General features: G+C 59.9%; 19 protein-coding genes. 8 read left to right on the forward strand and 11 right to left on the reverse strand.

Features of this window, described 5'->3' with window-relative positions:
* Window position 1: 1 nt before the first annotated feature.
* Together GOB81_RS10995 and aldA are read left to right on the forward strand one after the other, a co-directional pair.
* Window positions 2-352 (forward strand): arsenate reductase, encoded by a 351-nt coding sequence (locus GOB81_RS10995; RefSeq protein ID WP_173570457.1) that lies wholly within the window; start codon window positions 2-4, stop codon window positions 350-352.
* Between the two features lie 297 nt (window positions 353-649).
* Window positions 650-2,098: an aldehyde dehydrogenase gene (gene aldA, locus GOB81_RS11000; RefSeq protein WP_173570458.1), complete on the forward strand. Its 1,449-nt coding sequence runs from the start codon at window positions 650-652 to the stop codon at window positions 2,096-2,098.
* Window positions 2,099-2,579: 481 nt separating this feature from the next.
* Here the strand turns inward: aldA and GOB81_RS11005 are convergent, their stop codons facing one another.
* The 11 genes from GOB81_RS11005 to queA all read right to left on the reverse strand — a co-directional run bounded on the left by GOB81_RS11005 (window position 2,580) and on the right by queA (window position 13,708).
* Window positions 2,580-3,713, reverse strand: a complete 1,134-nt coding sequence (locus GOB81_RS11005) for an MFS transporter (RefSeq protein WP_173570459.1) — start codon at window positions 3,711-3,713, stop codon at window positions 2,580-2,582.
* 97 nt (window positions 3,714-3,810) lie between these two features.
* Entirely contained in the window at window positions 3,811-5,325 is a 1,515-nt protein-coding gene (locus tag GOB81_RS11010; RefSeq protein WP_173570460.1) for an NADH-quinone oxidoreductase subunit M, read from the reverse strand.
* Between the two features lie 354 nt (window positions 5,326-5,679).
* Window positions 5,680-6,306 (reverse strand): MlaC/ttg2D family ABC transporter substrate-binding protein, encoded by a 627-nt coding sequence (locus tag GOB81_RS11015; protein ID WP_173570461.1) that lies wholly within the window; start codon window positions 6,304-6,306, stop codon window positions 5,680-5,682.
* 31 nt (window positions 6,307-6,337) lie between these two features.
* Complete coding sequence (locus GOB81_RS11020) at window positions 6,338-7,177, reverse strand: MlaA family lipoprotein (protein ID WP_408736926.1); 840 nt, start codon at window positions 7,175-7,177, stop codon at window positions 6,338-6,340.
* 324 nt (window positions 7,178-7,501) lie between these two features.
* Window positions 7,502-8,329 (reverse strand): TerB family tellurite resistance protein, encoded by an 828-nt coding sequence (locus GOB81_RS11025; protein WP_173570462.1) that lies wholly within the window; start codon window positions 8,327-8,329, stop codon window positions 7,502-7,504.
* 91 nt (window positions 8,330-8,420) lie between these two features.
* A complete protein-coding gene (locus GOB81_RS11030) occupies window positions 8,421-8,678 on the reverse strand; it encodes a hypothetical protein (protein ID WP_173570463.1) in 258 nt (85 codons plus the stop codon).
* A 208-nt stretch (window positions 8,679-8,886) separates the two neighbouring features.
* Complete coding sequence (locus tag GOB81_RS11035; protein ID WP_173570464.1) at window positions 8,887-9,156, reverse strand: ribbon-helix-helix domain-containing protein; 270 nt, start codon at window positions 9,154-9,156, stop codon at window positions 8,887-8,889.
* An 80-nt stretch (window positions 9,157-9,236) separates the two neighbouring features.
* On the reverse strand, window positions 9,237-10,313 hold the full coding sequence (gene queG, locus GOB81_RS11040) for a tRNA epoxyqueuosine(34) reductase QueG (RefSeq protein ID WP_173570465.1): 1,077 nt from the start codon (window positions 10,311-10,313) through the stop codon (window positions 9,237-9,239).
* A gap of 117 nt (window positions 10,314-10,430) precedes the next feature.
* Window positions 10,431-11,039, reverse strand: a complete 609-nt coding sequence (locus tag GOB81_RS11045; protein WP_173570466.1) for a hypothetical protein — start codon at window positions 11,037-11,039, stop codon at window positions 10,431-10,433.
* A 226-nt stretch (window positions 11,040-11,265) separates the two neighbouring features.
* Window positions 11,266-12,429, reverse strand: coding sequence for a tRNA guanosine(34) transglycosylase Tgt (tgt, locus tag GOB81_RS11050; RefSeq protein ID WP_173570467.1), 1,164 nt, complete (start codon window positions 12,427-12,429; stop codon window positions 11,266-11,268).
* Window positions 12,430-12,649: 220 nt separating this feature from the next.
* Complete coding sequence (gene queA, locus GOB81_RS11055) at window positions 12,650-13,708, reverse strand: tRNA preQ1(34) S-adenosylmethionine ribosyltransferase-isomerase QueA (RefSeq protein ID WP_173570468.1); 1,059 nt, start codon at window positions 13,706-13,708, stop codon at window positions 12,650-12,652.
* A 244-nt stretch (window positions 13,709-13,952) separates the two neighbouring features.
* Between queA and GOB81_RS11060 the strand changes: the two genes are divergently transcribed.
* The 6 genes from GOB81_RS11060 to GOB81_RS11085 all read left to right on the forward strand — a co-directional run bounded on the left by GOB81_RS11060 (window position 13,953) and on the right by GOB81_RS11085 (window position 18,176).
* Window positions 13,953-14,279 carry a YnfA family protein gene (locus tag GOB81_RS11060; RefSeq protein WP_173570469.1) on the forward strand — a complete coding sequence of 109 codons (327 nt, stop codon included), beginning with the start codon at window positions 13,953-13,955 and terminating at the stop codon, window positions 14,277-14,279.
* A 163-nt stretch (window positions 14,280-14,442) separates the two neighbouring features.
* Complete coding sequence (locus GOB81_RS11065) at window positions 14,443-14,661, forward strand: hypothetical protein (RefSeq protein WP_173570470.1); 219 nt, start codon at window positions 14,443-14,445, stop codon at window positions 14,659-14,661.
* A 26-nt stretch (window positions 14,662-14,687) separates the two neighbouring features.
* Complete coding sequence (locus GOB81_RS11070; RefSeq protein WP_173570471.1) at window positions 14,688-15,188, forward strand: kinase inhibitor; 501 nt, start codon at window positions 14,688-14,690, stop codon at window positions 15,186-15,188.
* 99 nt (window positions 15,189-15,287) lie between these two features.
* On the forward strand, window positions 15,288-16,085 hold the full coding sequence (locus GOB81_RS11075; protein ID WP_173570472.1) for a DUF2076 domain-containing protein: 798 nt from the start codon (window positions 15,288-15,290) through the stop codon (window positions 16,083-16,085).
* Window positions 16,086-16,570: 485 nt separating this feature from the next.
* Window positions 16,571-17,827, forward strand: coding sequence for a cation:proton antiporter (locus GOB81_RS11080; RefSeq protein ID WP_173570473.1), 1,257 nt, complete (start codon window positions 16,571-16,573; stop codon window positions 17,825-17,827).
* Window positions 17,828-17,939: 112 nt separating this feature from the next.
* Window positions 17,940-18,176 carry a (2Fe-2S)-binding protein gene (locus GOB81_RS11085; RefSeq protein ID WP_173570474.1) on the forward strand — a complete coding sequence of 79 codons (237 nt, stop codon included), beginning with the start codon at window positions 17,940-17,942 and terminating at the stop codon, window positions 18,174-18,176.
* Window positions 18,177-18,530: the final 354 nt, after the last annotated feature.

Genomic DNA, 18,530 nt, shown 5'->3' on the forward strand with positions numbered 1-18,530 from the left:
GATGGTTGTTGCAATTTACGGAATCAAGTCGTGCGATACGATGAAGAAAGCCATGGCGTGGCTGGATGCGCATGATGTTGCTTACATATTTCACGATTACAAGAAGGAAGGTGCAGATCGTGGGCGTCTGCTCGAGTGGGTGAAGGTCGTGGGCTGGGAGGCTCTGATCAATCGATCCGGCACGACATTCCGCAAGCTTCCCGATGAAGACAAGGCTGATCTGACACAAGAGAAGGCAATAGCTCTCATGTTGTCCAACCCTTCCATGATTCGCCGACCTGTATTGGAAACATCATTAGGAATACAGGTTGGATTCAAGCCTGATTGCTATGCTGAGCTGTTCAGAGGCTGACCTGTTTTTGCCCGAAAAATTGATATTTTGATGTGCTGTTCACAGCTCTGTTGAGTCAGGCAGGGAACGATAAGAGACTGGGCGAGTTAGGGAAGAAGATGTCCGTGCATCGCTGCAGGATGCTACGGGGGGTCGAGCAGATGCAGTCGTCCTTGTCATGAGAGAGGGGTTTCGTTTCCGGCGGGAAGGAGACTCTCCTCAGTAAGGTGATGTGCGGATGGGGATGTGTGGTCTGCGGCCACCGCATTCCATCGGCTTCTGCCGACTTTGCGATATTTCAGAGGCAAGGATTCATTCATGACCAGCCAGACACAGTGCGATCTTTTTATTGGCGGTACCTGGAAAAAACCTCACAGCGGAAAATGGAGCGAGATCCGCAACCCGGCGACAGGGGAGATCGTAGGTAAGGCAGCATGCGGTGATGAGCAGGACGTCGAATCTGCCGTTATGGTAGCGAAGAAAGCGTTTCCCGCATGGCGCGATACGCCTGCATCCAAAAGGGCGGACGTCCTTTACAGACTGCGTGATCTTGTGGCGCGGGATAAACAGAATCTGGCGAAAATCATTACGTCTGAGATGGGTAAGCCGCTGAAGGAGGCTCTTGCCGAAGTGGATTTCGCTACAGGTCTCCTTCGCTTTGCGGCAGAAAACACGCGCCGCCTTCAGGGTGAAATCATTCCTGGTGAACGGCCGGGTGAGAAGATTCTGATCGATCGCGTGCCGCATGGCGTGGTGGGCGCGATTGCCGCATGGAACTTCCCGCTGGCGCTTTGTGTCCGGAAAATCGCTCCGGCGATTGCTGCGGGCAATACCATCGTTCTCAAGCCGCACGAACTGACGCCGCTTGCAGGCCTCGCTCTCGCGAAACTGGTGGAAGAAGCGGAAATTCCGTCTGGTGTGGTGAATATCGTGACAGGTGACGGGTCGGAAGTCGGCGTTCCTATCGTAGCGCATCCGGACACCAGACTTATCACCATGACGGGATCGACCCCGGCGGGAAAGAAGATCATGGCCGCCGCCGCCGAACATCTGAAGGAAGTCAGGCTGGAGCTTGGCGGTAAAGCCCCTTTCCTTGTTATGGAGGATGCCGATCTCGACAAGGCGGTCGAAGCAGCGGTTATCGCGCGCTTTGGCAATGCCGGGCAGATATGCACCAGTAATGAACGGACCTATGTGCATGAGGCCGTGTATGACCGTTTTGCCCACAAGCTGCGGGAACGGATCAATGCGCTGAAGGTTGGTGATCCGATGGACCCCAAAACGGATATGGGGCCGAAGGTCAGTGAGGATGAGCTTAAGAAAGTTCATGACATTGTCGAAAAAGCCGTTTCACAGGGGGCGAAACTGGAAATCGGTGGGCATCGTCTCAAGGGCGGTCTCTATGACAAGGGTAGTTTTTACGCGCCGACGCTTCTGACAGGTGTCACACATGAGATGGATATTGCTCGCAACGAAGTGTTCGGGCCTGTTCTGTCTCTGATGAAAGTCCGTGATTTTGATGAGGCGCTGGAGCGTGCCAACGATTGCCGCTACGGGTTATCGGCTTATCTGTTCACAAAGGATCTTGCCAATATCCTGCGGATGACACGTGAGCTGAATTTCGGGGAGGTCTATGTGAACCGCGAAGGCGGCGAGGAGCCGCAGGGATTCCATCACGGTTATGGAGAGAGCGGTCTTGGTGGTGAGGATGGCCAGCATGGACTGGAAGCGTACGTTGATACGAAAACGATTTATCTGAACGCCTGATTTTGGTGAGGTCGTCTGATGCCCGTCATGCAGACGACCTCACGATATCCTCTGATATTACTCAAGAGTGGCGGGGTATCGGGAAACATAGCGCGTTTTCCGCTATATTTTGAGTTTCGGGAAAGCCCACATCGAAGACTGATTTTTCGACATTCTCGCTTGGCATTTCAGAGAGTATCCGGATTTATCCTTCGAGGTGGGCTGCCTTAGTTTGCTTGCCTGATGGCGCTGGGAAAGGCGTTATTCGTGCGACCTCGGGCAAGCGACTTATGGAACATGGCGTGCCACGCCATGCACATGGGAGTGTCGTTTGGAAAAATAGCGGCTTCCTGTGGGGCGGAGCCTTCGCTCAGTGCCAGATATCGGTTGGGAAGATTCCGATATCGGCTTGGACACAACTGCCGCCAATGCGCTTGCTCTCCTGCGAGCCCTTTGCGCGTCGTTTGGAATGCCAAAAGTAAATAAGATGCCCCCGCCTCTGTCAGCGCGAACAGATCCGTCGTGCACACAGCGGGATCAGCAACATCAGCGCGGCCAGTATCCAGAACGCTATCCGAAGCCCCAGAGCGTGGGCGACGAATCCTACGCCCGCTGGTCCGATCAGAACTCCGGCATACCCCACCGAGGTCACGGCGGTGATGGCCAGACCAGACGGCATGACGGTCTGGACGCTGGTGCAGCGAATCAGAACGGGCACAATATTTGAGGCCCCGAAGCCGATCAGGGCGAAGCCTGACATGGCCATCATGGCAAACGGCGCCATTTGAAGAATGGCAAACCCGGCGATGGTGAGGACACTCCCGCCGACCAGCGTGGCGATGTTCCCCACATGAGCGGTTACCCTGTCGCCCGTCAGGCGGCCTGCTGTCATGGCGATGGCGAAGAGCGTGTATCCCAGACCGCCCATGGTGACGGACACCAGCCCAAACTGGGTGGCGAACAGCGCGCCCCAGTCAAGAACCGCTCCTTCGACCAGAAAGATGATGGCGGTGAGTGCGGCGATTACTCGTACGATTCCGCGCGGTATGACGAAGAGGGTGGCCTCATGCGCCCCCTTTTGTTGCAACAGACCCGGTCCGGCGAGAGCCGTGGCAACAAGCACGATCACGGCGCACACAAGAGCGCTTTTCAGTGGTCCCATGTGCTGTGACAGGAGGAACGTCATCATGGACGCACCGGCAAAGCCACCGATGCTGTAAAGCGCGTGAAAGCCGGACATCAGATTTCGGGCGCTCAGTTTCTCCACCTCGGCGGCATGAACATTCATGGTGACATCGAGAGAGCCTATGGAAGCGCCGAAGCACAGCAGGGAAAGTGCAAGGGTCAGATTGCTGTGGGCAATCGAGAGGCAGGGGAGGAAGAGGCCGGCGCCAATGCAGCCCGCAATGATGACGGGACGGCTGCCGAATTTCGCGTTCAGGGGTGTCGTCAGAAGCATGGCCCCGAGTGAGCCGAGGCCGAGGCAGAGCAGCAGAAGACCCATCGTGGCGTCATCGGCGTGCAGCGCCTGGCGGGCGTAAGGCACGAGGGGAGCCCATCCGGCGGGGGCGAAGCCACTGGCGAAGAAGGTGAGTCTTGTTGCGACACGGGCACGGGCGAAATCTGAGGCAGCCATACGGCTCTTTACCGTCGAAAAGCTGAAAAGAAAGCGGTGGGTCCATAAGAAAAAGGGGAGAAGGTTTCCCTTCTCCCCCGCGTGTGGCGCATCTGCTTTACCGGGCGAAGGCTACTGTCTGCTGCACGGCATGGTTCAGCGCTTCCTGATTGGGTGCGCCCAGCGCGTGGACGACCACCGGATCGAACAGGCTGGTGAAGGACGCCGGATGCACGCCCATCCAGAGGGTCACGGCGGCGAGGGGGACCAGCACGAGCATCTCGGCGGGAGTGAGGTCGCGCAGCAGGCCGACGGTGCCTTTCACCGAACCGAAGAGCACATCGCGATACAGGGCCAGCATGTAGACCGCTCCCATGATCATCGTCGCACCGGCGAGAAGGGCCAGCCAGAACGAGACGTGGATCGCGCCCATCAGAACCAGCAGTTCGCCGACGAAGGAGCCGGTGCCGGGCAGGCCGATATTGGCCATGGTGAACAGCATGGCGAGTGAGGCCAGCGCGGGCATCCGGAAGGCCACGCCGCCGAGAGCGGAGATGTTGCGGGTCTCGGCGCGCCAGGCGATGGCCGCCACGCAGAAGAAGAGCGCCGCGATGACCACGCCATGCGACAGCATCTGATAGATCGCACCATCCACGCCCTCGGCATTGAGGGTGAACAGGCCGACGGCGATCATCCCCATGTGGGAGAAGGAGGAGTAGGCGATCACTTTCTTCATGTCGGTCTGTGCGAAGGCGATGAACGCGGCATAGATGATGGCGATGACGCCGAGCGGCAGGATGTAGGGTGCGAAACGGTGCACCGCGTCAGGGAACATCAGCACGCCGAAGCGCAGCAGTCCGTAAGCGCCGGTCTTGGACAGGATGCCGGAGAGCAGGGCTGTCGTCGGTGTCGGAGCCTCGGTGTAGGCATCGGGCAGCCACGCATGCAGCGGGAAGAGAGGCAGCTTCACGCCGAAGGCGATGACGAACGCCATCAGCAGCCAGCACTGGACGGAGAGGGAGAAGTGCCCCTGCATCAGTGCTGGGATGTCGGTCGTCCCCGCCATGTTCCACATCGCGACAAGTGCGACGAGCATGAAGAGCGAACCACCGAACGTGAAAAGGAAGAACTGAAGCGAGGCCCAGACCCGCTTCGGGCCGCCCCACACGCCGATCATCAGGCTCGCGGGGATCAGGGTGGCCTCGTAGAACATGTAGAACACGACAAGGTCGAGCGCCGAGAACAGGCCCATCAGCGCCGTTTCGAGGAACATCACCGCTGCCATGTAGTCGCAGGCGCGTCCCTGCACGCTGCGCCATGCCGCTCCGATGGACAGCGGCATGAGAAACGCCGTCAGCAGCACGAAGACGAGGCTGATTCCATCGAGGCCGACGTGATACGAGATTCCGAAGTTCGGCATCCATGCGAGCTGCTGTTCATACTGCGGCCCGGGGATCTGCGGATCGAACCCGACCCACATGACAACGGACAGCGCGAGAACGATCAGGCTCGTCCACAGCGCGATCCAGCGACCCGTCCGGTCTGCGGTCTCCGGAGCGCCCTTGGCGAGCAGGATTGCGAGACCGCCAAGGAGCGGGAGATAGGTGACGAGCGTGAGAAGGATCGGGTGCACGGCGTACTCTCTGGTCTCGGTACGGAACTTTGACGAGACCTTAGCGCCATGGGACCCAGGCTGCCACCCGTGAGAGGTGTGCAATATATTTTGGGGGATATGGTTGGTGCGAATGCTTCCTGTAATGCGCCCGTAGGAAATTCACCTTCCTTTTTCCCGATGCCCGGGCAGCACATCGGGGATGGAAACCAATGGTGGAATGGCGGCAGGGCTGCCTTTTTCGGGAATGGGAGGCACTATTTTCGATGACAGTAGGGAGCCGCCGCCGCTGTGTTCGGAGTGATGACAACCCCAATAAAAAAGGCCTCCCGCTGCCGGGAGACCTTTCATTGCGTCACCGCATTGTGACAGCGTTCAGTTGCCTGTCGCAGTTGAGTGACGCTCGATCTGGTGCTGCAGGGCCGTCAGAAGAGTCGACACCTGTCCACCGTTGCGCTGGATGTAGGAGGCATAATCCTGCCGTTGTGTCAGGCGGAGGCTTGCTCCCTCACCGATGACATCCACCACTTTCGGGGCGCCACTGCTCTCGTTGACGATCCATTCCATGTTGGCGTCAGGCTGCTGCGGACGGTGGAGGATGGCGTCGACCGACTGATCTTCGCCTTTCGGGGTCGTGCCTCCGATCGTGAAGCTGACGCCGCGGTAATCGCCAAGCTTGTCGGTGATGGCGTTGGCCAGAACCTGATGGAACAGCTTGAGATATTCAGCCTGCTGCTCCGGAGTCGCCACGCGCCAGTAGCGTCCAAGGCAGAAGCGGCCGATGGCGTCCACGTCCACATCCTGTTGCAGGATGGGAAGAACCTTCTCTTTCTTCTGGGCGGCAGGCAGATCGCTGTTGACGATCGCGACCAGTCTGTCGCCGAGCTGATGAACGAATGCGGAGGCGGACTCCGCAGCCGCAGCTGGCTGGGCGACGCTGAGCATCAGTCCGAGTGTGGTGACGGTTCCAAGCAGGAGGCGACGGGTGAGGCGGGTCTTCATGATGGTCTGCCCTTGATCTTCTTCTGGCGGATCAATTGTACCAGTCGGGCACGGTCGCCCGATGGTCATTCTTTATGGCCTCGGCCATCGCTTTGCGCTGCTGCTGGTAGGCGCTGCGAATGGTGGCGTAAGGATCGAGAGCGTCACGCTGGACCTGATCCAGATCGTCCAGATGATTGGCCCGCGTGTTGATGACACCCATGATGTTATAGGCCCAGTTGAATGTCAGCAGACCGTAGCCACGCGGAACATAGTTCCACGGTGACAGTCCCTGATCCAGTCCGTAGCCGATACCGTCGCGGAAGGTGGACGGTCCCATCATGGGGAGGAACAGATACGGGCCGGAGGCAATGCCCCACGTCGCCAGCGTCAGGCCGCCGTCATTGTCATGATGGGGGTAACCCGCATATTTCGCGACATCGATGAAACCGCCGACGCCCGCAACCATGTTGATGCACCAGCGTACGAAGGCATCGCCCGCCCGGCGCGGCTTGCCGGCTCCGACGTCGTTGAAGAACACCACGGGCTCGTTCATGGTCTGGACCATGTTGCCGAGTGACTTGCGAACGGGCACGGGCACGGCCCAGACATAGGCTTTGGCCACGGGGCGCGTGGTGTATTTGTCGACCGTGACGGAGAGGTCGTACATCTTCCGGTTCAGCGGTTCATATTTGTCGTTTGCTTCCTGGTATTCAGCCAGTGCTTCGGGGTCCGTTGGTTTGGGAGCCACCATCGACGAACAGCCTGCAAGGGCAAGGCCACCCAGAACCAGTGATCCCGTCCGGAAAGTCCGCCCGCGAACCGTCAGGGAACGACAGGCATTCCCGGCGGAAGAATGTTCGAGATGCTGGTCGTCCTTCTCTGAGCCCATGCCCGTCAGTCTCTCCGTTGCCCCGACGATCCTCCTCCGGGGCTGCTGACTTGCCGGCAGGATGAACGCGTTATGCTTATGTGAACGTCTGTTTGCAGTTCTGTCTAACACGTCGCGCCCCGGATGCAATCGGCTGGGCCTGAGTAGCTGGCTTGTCCCAGACGGCGGCTTTCTGCCGCAGGTCGCCCGGACGACATGCCTGATCGCATGCAGGAGTACTTAACGTATGGCGTGATCAGGGGTTGTGGATGTTGCTGGAATCGCAGTCATCTTTGTCTCGGGTGTGGCTCTAAAACCACATAAGATTGCTCTTCGCGCCGAAACTCAGAGGCGACGATCCCGCTTGATGACGTCCCATGCCGCGTTGATGCTGGCGATCTTGGTAACGGCTTCATCAATTTCCCGCTGGGGGGCATTGCGGGCGGTGAGGGTGTCGGGATGATTGGCCCGCACGAGTGTCCGCCATGTGGCCCGGAGCTCATCGTTGGTGGCGTCGATGGAAACGCCCAGCACGACATAGGCGTCGTTTTCGGCCATGGCCGGACGCGAACGACCACTCTCAGCACGATCCCACGCCCCGCGGCTCAGGCCGAACGCTCTGTGCACTGTCTGAAGAAACTTGATTTCCGCCGGATGCAGCGGTTCGTTCTTCGGTGTGTCAGCGCGGGCGATGAAGAACAGCGTGCCGAGCAACTCCTCCAGCATGAGCCGGTCATCGCGGTAGGCGTGCCCCAGTTCCTGGGCGAATCGCTCGTAATCATCGGTTCTCTGACGGGCGAGGTCGAACAGGCGCCCCACTTCGGGGGCATTTTCCGGCGGAATGCGCAGCCGTGCTTTGAAGGCGTCGATTTCCTTCCGGTTCACAGGCGCATCGCATTTGGCGAGTTTGGCCGAGAGAATGATGGCGCACAGGGCGTAAAGCTGGTCCTTGCGCCCGGTGACGGCGGCCAGCTTGGCGGCCACGAAGGTGGCTGCGCTGTTCGGGTCCGGCGCGGCGCGCGCAGCCCATCGATCGCTCCATCCGCCTGTGGGCGCTTCAAGCAGCGAGCCGCGATCAGCCGCATGCCCGAGTGCCGCGCCAAGCAGCGCCCCCATGCGTCCGCCGACCGCGAAGCCTGCCACGGTTCCGAACAGTTTGCCCCAGATACCCATATGTCGTGTCTAGCACTCACTTCCCGCAAGGCCAAAATCTATTGCTTGCAGGTCTCCCTTCCAGCTTCACACAGATTTTAGCCGAGTGGAATCAAAGGGATCTCAGCCCCTTGCCCGGCGTCGGGAGCGGCGGGTGAATGACCGACAGGCCAGCCGCCACATGGCACTCATGGGGCTCGTCTTCCTCGCCTCCCCGGTCAATGGCGGTGTGGGCGAGCATAACGAGTTCATCGGCCACTCCGGTCAGCCCTGCTTTCCAGACGACATCCGCCAGTTGAAGCAGGGAATGGGAGATCAGAAGGGGGCTGGCCTCCGGACAGTGCGGCATGCGCAGGACGTTGGGTGACATGGACTCCTCGCTCGGGGGCATGCTGTTTGCATCGGACATCTGTCCGGGAGGGGACGCTAGAGGAACAGTTGTTTCCCTTTGGTTAAAGGATGAGGGGAAATTAAAAGGGATTTTCATTTCATTAAGACGCATCGGTAAAATGACCAGTTCCGTCTTTCCCTGCGGGGCATGCGACCGGTCAGTCGCAGGTCTCGAAAAAACCGGAATTTCAGCCGGTTTCTGAGGGCGACACGGTCACCTTATCGTGTCCCCAGTCGGCAGGGATGGGCCGGCTTTCCCTTAACGCCGCCACGCGCAATGCGGAGGCGAGGGGGCGTGCCGGATCGCGCGTTTCGTCAATCGACTCCACAAGCCGTCCGATGGTGACGCCCTTCTGTGCGGCCATGCTGTCCAGCACGCCCCAGAATTCCGGTTCCAGAGCCACGCTGGTTCCGTGACCGGAGAGGATCAGGCTGCGTTTGAGAAGATGTCCGGTCATGCAAGCTTCTTTAGGGAAATATTTCGTGGAATGCCGAGCGCCGTCACACGATTGATGGATCGAAGCCGGATGATGCGCCGCTAGAGAGCTCTACTCAACCGGGTGACCGCCCACGCGGCCGAGTCCGCCACCACCGGATCAGGATCGTTCTGCAATGTCTGCGCGAGGCCACGGAGAGACAGATCTCCGGAATTACCGATGGCGATCAGTACGTTCCGGACAAAGCGATTCCGTCCGATCCGTTTGATCGGTGAGCCGGAAAACAGGGTGCGGAAGCCAGCATCATCCAGCTTTGCGAGGTCAGCCAGCCCGGGAGCCACCAGATCCTCCCGTGCCTTCAGTTTTATGTGCCGTGATTCCTGCGCAAAGCGGTTCCAGGGGCAGGCCGCAAGGCAGTCGTCACAACCATAGATATGATTGCCCATCGCCTCGCGGAATTCATGCGGGATCGGTCCGGCATGTTCGATCGTGAGGTAGGAGATGCAACGGCGCGCATCGAGTCGATAGGGTGCGGGAAACGCGTTGGTCGGGCAGACCTCCAGACAGCGCGTGCACCGTCCGCACTGTCCTGCCCGGTGGGGTGTCGGGGGCAGATCGAGGGTCGTGTAGATTTCCCCCAGCAGCAGCCAGCTTCCGTGGTCCCGAGAGACCACGTTCGTGTGCTTGCCCTGCCAGCCGAGCCCCGCATGTTCGGCGAGCGGCTTTTCCGGCACCGGCGCGGTATCGACGAACACCTTGACCTCGGCTTCCAGTCCGGCGCGGCGGATTTCCGCGACCAGATACTGGGCGAGATGCTTGAGCATGCCTTTGATGACGTCGTGATAGTCGCGGTTGCGGGCATAGACCGAGATATTGCCCCGGTCGGCGTGGGTGAGGGTGGCGAGGGGGTCGCCTTCCGGCGCATAGGACAGGCCGAGCGAGATCACACTGCGCACTGCAGGCCACAGCCCTTGCGGGTGGGCGCGGGCTTCCACGCGATCCGCCATCCACTCCATCGTGCCGTGGTGGCCCTGCTCCAGCATGTCCTTTAGCCGCGCGCCGGTGTCAGGACCAAGGTTGGCGTCACAAATACCGAACGCGTCGAATCCAAGGTCGCGCGCCTTGGTTTCCAGACGATGGACCAGCCGGTGTATGGGGGTGGAAAGTGACTGAGGCATCCCGGCTTCCTTTGACCGGCAGGGTTGGCGACGCACCGCTGTGACACAGCGGTCTGTTATGCTCCCTTGCCGCCAGCCTTATCCCATATTGATCCCGTTCAGCGTTGGGCTTTCTTTTTACTGTCCGGTTTTGGCGGCGATTGTCGCGGTGCTGGCATTGGCGGGGGCTGAGGCGCTGGTATTATTGGTGCTGGCCGGCGTGGTGTTGAGAAGGCGTGGAGCCTCCGTTCCGGATGTGGCCGTGGCGCTGCCCTTCGCCTGAGTGCCACCGGCCTCCGTCTTGTGGTCGAGTTGTGGCTCCATGAACGCGGAGATCCATCCTTTCGGCGGCCTGCCGGACGGCACCGTCTGCCGCACGCATCCACGCACAACAGTGGCGCACACACCGTCTGTTCCAATCAGCATGTCATTGTCGCCGCTGTAATAAACGTCCTGCACTCGTCCATCGACGACCCGGAAATCCGCCACACAGCTCTTGCCGTCGCCGCCGCCCATGCTGCTGATGATATTCTGGACGGACTGCACGGGAATGAGTGTCGACGTCGCCGCCGTGCCGATGTTCCGGCCCCGCTGATATTCGTAAAGGGTGACGTGCTCGTTGAACTTTTTCATTTTGTCAGGGAGCCCCGCACAGGCCTGCATGTCGTCTTCTGTCATCCCGACCATGCTGTATTGTGCTTTATGGGCCACGCGGGAGGCGTAGTAACCGCATCCTGACAGGGACATGAGGGAAATCAGAAGCGCCAATGACGACGCGCGACGAAAAGCTGGCCGGTTAAAAGACAAAAATCTTCCCTTTGATCAGGTGTGATGTGCAGACTCCGGTACTATATCGCCTCGTGAAATATTTCAATATATTGCCAGAAAATCGATTAAATTTATCAAAACATGCAATGGTCAGCAGAAATTTTTCTGATTCGTAATTTCCTGAAAATCGCCCGGTCAGCTGTTTTTACGCGACGGGCGGAATCAGCGGTTGAGGCACTTCATCCTCGCTCCAGTCTTCAGCGTTCCATTCCGTGCGTAGATGCTGAGCGTGCGAGGACAGCACGCCGTCCACGATGGCGGCGCGAATACCGCGCATCAGGCGTTGATAGTAGGCAAGGTTGTGCCATGTCAGCAGCATCGGCCCGAGGATTTCGTTGGCGCGGAACAGATGATGCAGATAGGCGCGGGAATGCCGCGTGCAGGCCAGACAGTCGCAGTGCGGTGAAAGCGGCCTTGCGTCGAGCGCGAACCGGGCGTTGCGCAGGTTGATGTGGCCACGTTCCGTGTACGCGCGGGCGGTGCGACCGGCGCGGGTCGGCATCACGCAGTCGAACATGTCCACACCACGCATCACGCTGCCGAGTAGATCATCCGGCGTGCCGACACCCATCAGGTAGCGGGGCTTGTCAGTCGGCATGAGTGGGGTTGTCACGTCGAGCGTCGAGAACATCAGTTCCTGCCCTTCGCCCACGGCAAGGCCGCCGATAGCGTAGCCCTCGAAGCCGATATCGGTCAGCGCCTTCACGCTCTCGGCGCGCAGTTCCGGCTCCGTGCCACCCTGCACGATACCGAACTGGCCGTAGCCTTCACGCTGGATGAAGGCCTCGCGGGAGCGAGCCGCCCAGCGCATCGACATCCGCATGGAGGCCGCGATAGCCTCGGGTGCTGCGGGCAGGGCAGGACACTCGTCGAAGCACATGGTGATGGTCGCATCCAGCGCGTGCTGGATGTCGGTCGAGCGTTGCGGATCGAGGCGGTGTTTTGAGCCATCAATATGAGACTGGAATGTCACCCCGTCCTGATCGAGCTTGCGGAGCGCGCCCAGCGACATGACCTGAAAGCCGCCCGAGTCCGTCAGGATCGGGCCGGACCAGTCCATGAATTTATGCAGCCCGCCGAGTTGCTTCACCTTCTCAGCGCCGGGACGCAGCATCAGGTGATAGGTATTCCCCAGCACGATACCCGCGCCTGTCGAACGCACGGCGTCCATGGTCATGGCCTTCACCGTCCCGGCTGTGCCGACGGGCATGAAGGTCGGTGTCTGAACCGGGCCGTGTGCCGTGTGCAGCGTACCTGCGCGGGCCTGACCGTCGGTGGACTCGCAGATCCAGCGGAACGTGCTGCTCATGGGTGGGTGCCTTTTGCTGTGAGAAGTGTATGGGGCGCTGCCCCAAACCCCGGCAGGAAACGCTGCTTCCTGCACCTCGATGCATTGAAACCGGTTTCCAAAGGCAAGCCTTTGGTGGGGCATGGGGCCAACCCCCAATACTGCGCTGACTTATGATGTAAGGGCTCTCCCCTTAACCCGCCAAAGGCGGTGCCTTTGGAAGCTGTTTGCAAGAGTTTCATCACACTATTTCCGCACGGCGCAGCAGGCAGGCATCGCCATAGGAATAGAAGCGATAGCCATCGCGGACCGCGTGCTCGTAGGCCGCCTTCATCCGCTCCTTACCCGCGAAGGCGCAGACCAGCATGAAGAGCGTCGAGCGTGGCAGATGGAAGTTGGTCATCAGCATATCGACTGCGCGGAAGCGGAAACCGGGATGGATGAAGATCGACGTGTCACCATCGAACGGCATCACGCACCCATCTTCCGAAACCGAGCTTTCCAGCAGCCGTAACGTGGTCGTGCCGACCGCGACGATACGGCCACCACATGCCTTGACCGCGTTGATCCGGTCTGCCGTTTCCTGCGTGATGATGCCGCGCTCGGCATGCATGTGATGCCCGGACAGGGTCTCGGCTCGCACGGGCAGGAACGTGCCCGCACCAACATGCAGCGTCAGCGTTTCGCGGCCGACACCGGCTTCATCAATGCGTCGCAGCAGGTCAGGCGTGAAGTGCAGACCGGCCGTGGGAGCGGCGACTGCCCCGCGATGCTCGGCGAAGATGGTGCGGTAATCGCTCTGGTCCTCGGCGGTCGGACCTTGTGGACGGGCGATATAAGGGGGCAGCGCGAGCGCTCCGGCGGTTTGCAGGAACGTGTCGAACGCATCGCCTTCCGCACTGAAGCGCAGCGTGGCCCCGCCGTGACCGTCCAGTGTGGCCACCTCAGCCGTATCGGTCGTGCCGGGAAAGGTCAGCGTGTCACCCAGCTTGAGGCGTTTGGCATTGCGGATCAGCGCGCTCCACGACCCATCATGCTGATGCTGGTCCAGCGTGACACCGATTTTGGCCTCGCCGCGCAGGGCATGAAGCTGCGCCGGGATGACCGCCGTGTCGTTGGCCACGAGCAGGTCGCCCTGTCGCAGCAGGTTAGGGAGTTCCGATACCCGGCGGTCGACGAAGGGTGCGGCGAGATCGGCGGGCACATCCAGCAGACGCGCGCTCTCACGCGGTCGCGCCGGGTGCTGCGCGATCGAAGTCTCGGGGAGGTGAAAGTCGAAATCGGCGGTGCGGTCGTCCATGCGGGGCAGCGTTTACGGAATTTGGCCGTTTTGCGCCAGTGAGGATTGAAGCAGTGCGTACGAAAGGATGCTGGCTTCTGGGCCGCCGCCCTACAGGTCCCCGGCTGGTAGGTAGTCCCGTTCGTGGGGCTGTGACATACCGGGCAGGGTCTGAGCCTTCCGGGAGGAGGCCCTTAAATCTCCCGGTGCTGCCCATAAATCGGGCCCACGCATAAAATCGGGCGCAGAAATGGGATCAAGAGTCATGATGACAGCAGCACTCTATATTGTGGCGGCTTTTGTCGAGATCGCGGGATGCTTCTCTTTCTGGGCGTGGCTTCGCATGGGCAGGACACCCCTGTGGCTTCTGCCCGGATGCCTGTCGCTGGTGCTGTTCGCGTGGCTGCTGACATTCAGTTCGGCGGACAATGCGGGACGGGCTTATGCCATTTATGGCGGCGTCTATATTGTTGCGAGCTTCTGCTGGTCGTGGGCAGTGGAGGGAATCCGGCCCGATCAGTGGGATGTCATTGGGTCGGTGATCTGCCTCCTTGGCGCGGGTCTCATTCTGTTCGGTCCCCGAACAGCCTGACCGGTCATTCCGCATTTGGGGCTCTTGAAATTCAGGTGATGGCAGGGCTTCCGGTCCTCTCCTGCTCACGGCGCAGAGCCCCGGAAATTCCTCCAGCCCTTGAACCTTTGGTCCGACAGCGCCATTTTCCTCGTCAGATCAATTTGTCTGCAGGAGAATGCCCATGTCTTACGCGCTGCTTGATGCTCCCCGCGTTGCCAAGGCCGCCAAAACATCCCTCGATGTGTTGAAGGGGGCCAATGAAACATCCGAAGCGCATCAGCGTAAGACGATCATGGTGGAACGGATCGCCGCACTGGCGCAGGCTGCCGCTGAGTCGCCGAAGAATGACGGTGTGACGCTCACCTCCGAGGAGTTCTGGCTAATCAGCCTCAACTGGTAAGCGGACAGGAAATAAGGAGCCTTCCCATGGCGTTCACGGTGACAAGCCCGGCCTTTATCAATGGCAGTGTCATGCCTCAGGCGCAGGTCTATTCCGGCATGGGCCAGACGGGCGGCAATCTGTCACCGCCGCTGAAATGGGAAGGGGCTCCTGCCGGGACGAAGAGCTTTGTTGTCACGCTGTACGATCCGGATGCCCCGACCGGCTCGGGCTGGTGGCACTGGGTTGTCGTCAACATCCCGGCCGAGGTGACGTCACTGCCGGAGGGTGCCGGGTCGGGGAAAGCGGGACTGCCGAGCAGCGCTTTGCAGGTGCGGACCGATTTTGGCGCGCCGGGTTATGGGGGAGCCGCACCACCGCCGGGACGCGTGCATCGCTATGTCTTTACCGTCACGGCGCTCGACGTGCCGCATCTTGAGGTGACGGCGGACTCCAGTCCGGCACTGGTGGGCTTCATGGTGAACCATCATCGTCTGGCGTCCGCGCAACTGACGGTATTGTACGGTTCAGGCACAAAAACGCCCTGATCCCGTGAGATGAAGACTTTGTAACAGGCTTGCGGTTTCCGCCTCCTGTGCCAATCTAGAAAGTGGCCCGATCGGAATGGCCATGAGGGATCAAGCAGCATGAACGACCAGGAACGCGACCTGATATCGAAATTCATTGCCCGGGTGGGCGGTGGCGCCCCACAGGCTGGATTCGGCAGTGTACCCGCTACCACCCCGTCGCTGCCTCCGATCGACCCCGAAGCGGACCGCTTCATCGCGGACAATTTCCAGAAATATCCGGATGCCCGTTATCGCATCACGCAGATGGCGGTGGTGCAGGAAGCAGGGCTGATCGAAGCGCAGAATCGTATTCGTGAACTGCAGTTTCAGCTTCAGCAGTCACAGCAGGCTCTGCAGCAGGCCCAGCAGTCGAAAGGCTCTTCTGGCGGATTTCTGGGTGGTCTGTTCGGTGGCGGTCAGCAGCGTGCGCAGGCCGCACCACCACCGGGCTGGGGTGGCCAGCAGGGATATGCCCAGCAGCCGCAACAGCCGCAGATGCAGCCGCTGCCTCCCGGGTTTCAGCCGGGCATGTTCCGTCAGGGCGGCTCAGGATTTCTGGGCTCGGCACTGACCACGGCCGCAGGTGTTGCAGGTGGCATGATGGCGGCGAACGCGCTGGAAGGCCTGTTCTCGGATCATCATGGAGTGGGTGGTGATGCGGCCGGTGGCTGGGGGGCTGGCGCGGGCGCGCCCGGCGAAACAGTCGTCAATAACTACTATGGCGATGGGGCCGGTGCGGCGGCAGGGGGTTCCGATCCTTTCGCGGGTGCAGGCACTTCCGCTGATCCGGGCTTTGATGCTGGTGGCAATGATAGCTGGGGCGGCGGCGATGGCGGTGGTGGTGACTGGGGCGGCGGGGACGACCAGTCCTTCTGATTGCCGCTGTTTTTTCAGGTTTTCAGACCCGACCGTGAGCAACGGTCGGGTTTTTTATTGTCGAGAATAGTCCCGGCGAACGGGAGAGAGTGAACAACTCTGTCCCGTGCCATTTTCATAAGACCCGCTCTCCCTCTCCGCTCCCTCGTTTCTGATGAAAGAGAGAGCAGAGGGGCTGTTTTATTCCTATCGGCGGCACAGCGCCGAAACGGCGGCCTTTCTCATTTTTCATGCGAAGGGCGTCGACACTATCCAGACCCTTCAAACGTCTGCCAGCGTGACGCGTCCGGAATGCGTTGCTGCTTCTCCTGAAAGAATTGAGAAATTTCTCACTGTGATGGGAAATCTCCATTGCAAGCGCAGGTCCTGACCAATTTGTCGTGAGTTTGGTCATGAAAAGTTTGTAAGGAGGTATGCAGTATTTGCATAATTCTTATAATGACGTGTATATTCCCACAGAACAAAAACAGGGAAAGCGACTACGCATGGGAAATATCACGGCATTGATAGCAGATGCGTTAATCTTTGTGATGCTGCCATGGCTATTGTGGCAGATCATGCGGAAGTCATTGCCTATTGTCGTGTTGCCAATTCTTATCGGTATGATGCTGGCGGCCTGGCATGTTCCTGTGGACACGGTGGGGATACCATCTGTCTATGGTAATAATATTGGCTGGGTTGCTGTTCTTGTTCTCGCTTTTACGGCCGGCCTTGAAATGTGGGTCCATCCGGGTGAGGAGGGTGGCCCCTCCTCTTTTCCAGCTCCACCGCTTGGACGGCTTCTGGGTGGAGCCGCCGTTGCGCTTGGCGTTCCCTTTCTCGTCGGGTCTTTTCTTGCTTACGAATTCTTTCTGCCCCTGAAAGGCTGGCACGCACCGCATGCCGCGCCGTGGGTGGCGGCCGCGTCGATTGGGTTGTGCATCGCCGTCAGCGCGTTGCCTGTGCTGATCGGGGTGGTGAGGGAGCTTGAGCCTTCTCAGCGTCCTCTCGGTCAGCTTGCGCTCAAGCTGGCGGTTGTGGATGACGCCGCCCTGTGGATCGGGCTTGCGACACTCCAGTTTCTGGAAAAAGGACCGGCAACGCTTCATGGCTGGACCGGGCTGGAGTTTCTCGCTGTTGCCCTTCTTGTGGGGCTGGCGGTGCTGGGAAGCTGGGCTTCACGCAACATCCAGCATCCGCCGCTGTGGGTGATCTGGGCAGCCGTGCCGATTTATCTGGCGGCCGGAGCATGGGCGAGTATGCAGCTCGGACTCCATGAACTGATCGGCGCTTATTTCGCGGGCGCCATCATGCCGCCAAGCTGGGTGCGCCGCCTGCCGGTCGAGCGTGTGGGCACGTTCTCCCTGATCTGGCTTGCTCCCCTGTTTTTCGGCCACAGCGGTCTGCATATCAACGGTGATGCGCTGACATGGCCATCGGTCCTTGCGTCGCTTTCTCTCGTGGTGATCTCGATCGTGACCAAAATCGGTGCGGTCTTTCTTTACCCCCCGGCAGCAGGGCTGAGTTCACGCCAGGCTCTCAGTGTCGGGGCGTTGCTCCAGTGCAAGGGCCTTATGGAAATCGTTGCCGCGACCATTCTGCACGCGCAGGGCATGCTGTCGGAGTTTGCCTTTGCTTCCCTGATGGTGCTGGCCGTGATTTCGACCACACTGACTGGTCCGATGTTCAAGCTGGTCGCGCCGCGCGCGCGTCGGGAGAAGGCGAGTCGCGATGTCAGGCAACGGGCAGTCGTCAGCCTGTAAGGCCGTCTCACCCTCGGGGAGCGGTCTGTCGTATCTGTTATGACAGACCGCTATTGCGAGGCGTTCTCATTCATGGTTATCTCTGCATCGACACAACGCTAGAGGCGCGTCGATGTATATCTGTTCCTGTAACGGACTCACTGATAACGATGTACATGCTGCGGTTGACGCAGGCGCGACACGTCCCGTCGAAGTTTATGCGGCCCGCAAATGCCGGGCCCAGTGTGGGAACTGCGTGAAGGGCGTTGTCTGCCTGCTCCGTGAAGCTCTTAAGAAAAGAAATGTCGCTCCGGCTGTGATCGCCTCCATCGAACTGGGGCATCACGAGGGATCTCAGGCCGTCGCCTGAAGGTTCGTCCTACCGGAGAGAGCCTTTGTCCGCCTGTTTTGTCAGGAGAGGACGCGACGGCTACTCCCATGAACGGTCATGAGCGCACGGTCCCATGAGCCTTCAGTCCAGCAACATATGTGAGTGTTTTTATGAGCCTTGAGGGCGGGATGCAGTTGTCAGCCTGAGTTCAAGTAAAAAAGGGCGGGAACCCTGAGGTTCCCGCCCTTTTTTGATCGGGAGGCTTTTGCCTCCCTCTCCGAACTATTCTTGTAGTTTGTATATTTTAGAAGGCTGCCTGGACACGTGCTGCGACGGAGTTTCCGTTGCGGCCTGCGATATTGACCGTTCCGTCGTTCTGCGTGCGCTGATCGA

It is taken from the genome of Acetobacter conturbans (assembly GCF_011516755.1).
GTDB lineage: Bacteria > Pseudomonadota > Alphaproteobacteria > Acetobacterales > Acetobacteraceae > Acetobacter > Acetobacter conturbans.